Here is a 3,423-nt window from a genome sequence, read left to right as displayed (position 1 = left end):
TCCAAGTCGGGGCTGTAGCTCAGCTGGTTAGAGCACCGTGTTGATAACGCGGGGGTCGTTGGTTCGAGTCCAACCAGCCCTACCATGCGGTCAGTAATACCCTTGGGGGATTAGCTCAGCTGGGAGAGCACCTGCTTTGCAAGCAGGGGGTCGTCGGTTCGATCCCGTCATCCTCCACCACTCTACTAACTCTTGAAAGCGCAAACGTAAGTCGTCAGATTTAGGTTTGANCGTCGGTTCGATCCCGTCATCCTCCACCACTCTACTTAACTCTTGAAAGTGCAAACGTAAGCCAGCGGGTTTAGGTTTGGTCTTTTAGAGATTAAAGCTGTTTCGTTCTTTAACAATCTGGAAGAAGTAAAGTTTTATGTCAATCCGTGCAAACGGTTTGGCAGGGTAGTGATTGTATGTATCAAAACAAAGCAACAACGCTGTACTTTCTTATCCCTGTAGCGCTCTTTGATCTCCGGATCAGAGGCTAACGTTATAGGGACAAGCGAATAAGTGCACATGGTGGATGCCTTGGCGATTACAGGCGATGAAGGACGTAGTAGCTTGCGATAAGCTGCGGGGAGCTAGCAAACAAGCTTTGATCCGCAGATTTCCGAATGGGGAAACCCGGCCTTTTAGGTCATTGCATACTGAATACATAGGTATGCAAAGCGAACGCGGCGAACTGAAACATCTAAGTAGCTGCAGGAAAATAAATCAACCGAGATTCCCAAAGTAGTGGCGAGCGAAATGGGATGAGCCTGCATGATTTAGCATGACGCATAGTAGAACGGATTGGAAACTCCGGCCATAGAGGGTGATAGCCCCTTATACGAAATGCGATGTGTGGAACTAAGTATGCGACAAGTAGGGCGGGACACGAGAAATCCTGTCTGAATATGGGGGGACCATCCTCCAAGGCTAAATACTCGTAATCGACCGATAGTGAACCAGTACCGTGAGGGAAAGGCGAAAAGAACCCCGGGAGGGGAGTGAAATAGATCCTGAAACCGTGTGCATACAAACAGTAGGAGCGGACTTGTTCCGTGACTGCGTACCTTTTGTATAATGGGTCAGCGACTTACATTCAGTGGCAAGGTTAACCATATAGGGAAGCCGTAGAGAAATCGAGTCCGAACAGGGCGACAGTCGCTGGGTGTAGACCCGAAACCAAGTGATCTACTCATGGCCAGGATGAAGGTGCGGTAACACGCCCTGGAGGTCCGAACCCACTAATGTTGAAAAATTAGGGGATGAGCTGTGGGTAGGGGTGAAAGGCTAAACAAACTTGGAAATAGCTGGTTCTCTCCGAAAACTATTTAGGTAGTGCCTCAAGTATCACCATCGGGGGTAGAGCACTGTTATGGCTAGGGGGTCATTGCGACTTACCAAACCATTGCAAACTCCGAATACCGATGAGTGCGAGCTTGGGAGACAGACGTCGGGTGCTAACGTCCGGCGTCAAGAGGGAAACAACCCAGACCGCCAGCTAAGGTCCCAAAGATTGGCTAAGTGGAAAACGAAGTGGGAAGGCTAAAACAGTCAGGATGTTGGCTTAGAAGCAGCCATCATTTAAAGAAAGCGTAATAGCTCACTGATCGAGTCGTCCTGCGCGGAAGATGTAACGGGGCTAAGCCAGTCACCGAAGCTGCGGATATGCGTAAGCATATGGTAGGAGAGCGTTCTGTAAGCCTGCGAAGGTGTCTTGTAAAGGATGCTGGAGGTATCAGAAGTGCGAATGCTGACATGAGTAGCGATAATGGGAGTGAAAAGCTCCCACGCCGTAAGCCCAAGGTTTCCTGTTCAACGTTCATCGGAGCAGGGTGAGTCGGCCCCTAAGGCGAGGCAGAGATGCGTAGCTGATGGGAAGCAGGTTAATATTCCTGCACCGTCGTATGATGCGATGGGGGGACGGATCGCGGAAGGTTGTCTGACTGTTGGAATAGTCAGTTTCTGTCTCATAGAAGGCGCTTAGGCAAATCCGGGCGCGGAATTCAAGGGGACGGGACGAGGAACTTAGGTTCTGAAGCAATCGGAAGTGGTTCCAAGAAAAGCCTCTAAGCTTCAGTCATACGAGACCGTACCGCAAACCGACACAGGTGGGCGAGATGAGTATTCTAAGGCGCTTGAGAGAACTCGGGAGAAGGAACTCGGCAAATTGGTACCGTAACTTCGGGAAAAGGTACGCCCCGGTAGCTTGATTGGTTTACTCCATGAGGGTGAAAGGGTTGCAATAAACTGGTGGCTGCGACTGTTTAATAAAAACACAGCACTCTGCAAACACGAAAGTGGACGTATAGGGTGTGACGCCTGCCCGGTGCTGGAAGATTAAATGATGGGGTGCAAGCTCTTGATTGAAGTCCCAGTAAACGGCGGCCGTAACTATAACGGTCCTAAGGTAGCGAAATTCCTTGTCGGGTAAGTTCCGACCTGCACGAATGGCGTAACGATGGCCACACTGTCTCCTCCCGAGACTCAGCGAAGTTGAAATGTTTGTGATGATGCAATCTACCCGCGGCTAGACGGAAAGACCCCATGAACCTTTACTGTAGCTTTGCATTGGACTTTGAACCAATCTGTGTAGGATAGGTGGGAGGCTTTGAAGCGGGGACGCCAGTTCTCGTGGAGCCATCCTTGAAATACCACCCTGGTTTGTTTGAGGTTCTAACCTTGGCCCGTTATCCGGGTCGGGGACAGTGCATGGTAGGCAGTTTGACTGGGGCGGTCTCCTCCTAAAGTGTAACGGAGGAGTTCGAAGGTACGCTAGATACGGTCGGACATCGTGTTGATAGTGCAATGGCATAAGCGTGCTTAACTGCGAGACTGACAAGTCGAGCAGGTACGAAAGTAGGACATAGTGATCCGGTGGTTCTGTATGGAAGGGCCATCGCTCAACGGATAAAAGGTACTCTGGGGATAACAGGCTGATTCCTCCCAAGAGTTCATATCGACGGGGGAGTTTGGCACCTCGATGTCGGCTCATCACATCCTGGGGCTGTAGCCGGTCCCAAGGGTATGGCTGTTCGCCATTTAAAGTGGTACGTGAGCTGGGTTTAAAACGTCGTGAGACAGTTTGGTCCCTATCTGCCGTGGGCGTTGGAAATTTGAAGGGGGCTGCTCCTAGTACGAGAGGACCGGAGTGGACAGACCTCTGGTGTACCGGTTGTCACGCCAGTGGCATTGCCGGGTAGCTAAGTCTGGAAGAGATAACCGCTGAAAGCATCTAAGCGGGAAACTTGCCTTGAGATGAGATTTCCCAGAGCCTTGAGCTCTTTAAAGGGTCGTTCGAGACCAGGACGTTGATAGGTCAGGTGTGGAAGTGCAGTAATGCATTAAGCTAACTGATACTAATTGCCCGTACGGCTTGTCCCTATAACCTTAGCAGGTACAGAGATAAGAAATGCGCGTTGTGCTTGTGCGATACGCACGGTC

2 tRNA genes and 1 rRNA gene are annotated in these 3,423 nt (G+C 50.7%); all 3 read left to right on the top strand.

The annotated features are described in order from the left end of the window. Positions 1 to 8: 8 nt before the first annotated feature. The 3 genes from EJB06_RS31350 to EJB06_RS31340 all read left to right on the top strand — a co-directional run bounded on the left by EJB06_RS31350 (position 9) and on the right by EJB06_RS31340 (position 3,363). Positions 9 to 85 (top strand) — tRNA-Ile (locus EJB06_RS31350). A 19-nt stretch (positions 86 to 104) separates the two neighbouring features. Continuing rightward, positions 105 to 180: transfer RNA gene (locus EJB06_RS31345), tRNA-Ala, on the top strand. Positions 181 to 490: 310 nt separating this feature from the next. After that, positions 491 to 3,363 (top strand): 23S ribosomal RNA (locus tag EJB06_RS31340). Positions 3,364 to 3,423 lie beyond the last annotated feature (60 nt).

The sequence above is a fragment of the Massilia atriviolacea genome, from assembly GCF_003953935.1.
GTDB lineage: Bacteria > Pseudomonadota > Gammaproteobacteria > Burkholderiales > Burkholderiaceae_D > Telluria_A > Telluria_A atriviolacea.
This window is presented reverse-complemented; position numbering and strand designations above follow the sequence as displayed.